We start from the raw sequence: 1,838 nt of genomic DNA, 5'->3' as shown, positions 1-1,838 counted from the left end.
CAGCTTCATGAACGCCGTTTAATCGGTGCTTATGAAATTTAATTTTCACTGACCTGTGGTTTGTGGGTATTCAAAAAGAATTTTATAAGGAGTGAATATTTTGAACAAATCTAAATCGATTGTTAAGCAGGCTTCTATCCTTGCACTCGCTGGTATACTTGTTCGTATTATCGGTGTCTTATATAGAAGTCCATTAACCGCTTTAATTGGTGATGAAGGAAATGGGTATTACTCTACAGCATATAACATCTATGCGATGGTATTACTTATTTCTTCTTACAGTATTCCTACAGCTATTTCTAAGCTAATCAGTGAGAAACTCGCTCTTCGTCAGTATAATAATGCCCGTAAGATTTTTAAATGTGCACTGATCTATATTGTTGTCGTAGGTGGATCTGCTGCCTTGCTTACATTTATCTTAGCCCCTTGGATTGTGACTGAGAATGCAGTATTCGCATTAAGAATTTTATGTCCTACTATTTTCTTATCTGGTTTAGTAGGTGTATTAAGAGGTTATTTCCAGGCTTATTCTACAACTGTTTATACATCAGTCTCTCAGATTATTGAACAAATGTTGAATGCTGTTGTTTCTGTTGGTGCTGCTTACTTATTTATTCAGCCATATGCTAATAATCATACTTTACTAGCAAGTCGTGGTGCCGGAGGAAGTGCCTTGGGTACTGGATTTGGTGTTCTTGTCGCTCTTATCTATATGGTATGTGTATACCTTAGAAAAGGTAGACATATGATTGATGAAACAGACGCAGATCCTCGTGTACAATCAGGCAAAGCCATCTTCCGTTCTATTTTAAACATAGTCACACCAATCATCATTTCTACATGTATCTATAACCTAGTTTCTACTATCGATATGTTTATCTTCTATGGTATTATGCAGGCACGTGGTGTAGTCCTGATTGATGTTGTTAAACTCTATGGTGTTTATGCAGGTAAATTTGTTGTGTTGATGAATGTTCCTGTTGCCCTCGCAAGTGCCATGAGTACAGCTACTATTCCAGCTATTTCTAGTTCATATGCATTAAAAGATTTAAAAGAAGTACGTGCAAATATTAAAAATAGTACTTTTATTACTATGCTTATTTTAATTCCTGCTGCTGTGGGGATGGGGGTACTTGCTTATCCTGTAATGGGATTAATCTTCCCACAGCCTAAGACATTAAAGATTGCATCTACCGCATTGACTCTAGGTGCTCCTGCAATTGTCCTTTATGGTTTATCTACTTTATCTAATGGTATCTTACAGGCAATTGGGGCAGTTAAAGTCCCTTTAAGAAACGCAGCTAAAGCTTTAGTTGTCCATGTTGTCATTTTAGTATTAATGCTTGTATTAGTACCATCACAATTCCTAGATGTAGGTATTTATTTACTTGTTATTGGAACTATGCTTTATGCTTTACAGATGTGTGTAAGTAACCAATATGCACTTAATAAATTAGTAGGTTATCATGTTAATTTTAAGACAGCTGTCTTATTACCATTAGTTGCTTCTATTTTAATGGGTGCATGTGCCTATGGTTCATATTATCTACTTTTCAAGGTGTTCCACCGTGTCTTTATTCCACTTATTCTTGCAATAATAGTAGGTGTAGTTGTTTACTTCTTCAGTATTCTATTTATCTTCAAGGATCATTTAGAAATGTTGAGTGGTGTGCCTTATGTAGATAAGATTATTCGTAAACTATTTAAAAACAAAGCTTAAAAAAATGAACCTTTAATTTTTAAGGGGGGTCAATAAAAAACGAACCTTTAATTTTTAAGGGGGGTCAATAAAAAACTCGCTTTAAATATTTGGGGGTTTCCACTTGTAAAGGGCAGTC

At 35.2% G+C, this 1,838-nt stretch carries 1 protein-coding gene; it reads left to right on the top strand.

The annotated features are described in order from the left end of the window. Positions 1–91 precede the first annotated feature (91 nt). On the top strand, positions 92–1,720 hold the full coding sequence (locus ABUA27_RS12545) for a putative polysaccharide biosynthesis protein (protein WP_193760861.1): 1,629 nt from the start codon (positions 92–94) through the stop codon (positions 1,718–1,720). The last annotated feature ends 118 nt before the right edge of the window (positions 1,721–1,838 follow it).

Source organism: Catenibacterium sp. RTP21428st1_D7_RTP21428_210409 (assembly GCF_040227455.1).
GTDB classification, from domain to species: domain Bacteria; phylum Bacillota_I; class Bacilli_A; order Erysipelotrichales; family Coprobacillaceae; genus Catenibacterium; species Catenibacterium mitsuoka_A.
The sequence above is the reverse complement of the archived record's forward strand: the minus strand, read 5'-3'. Positions and strand labels throughout refer to the sequence as shown.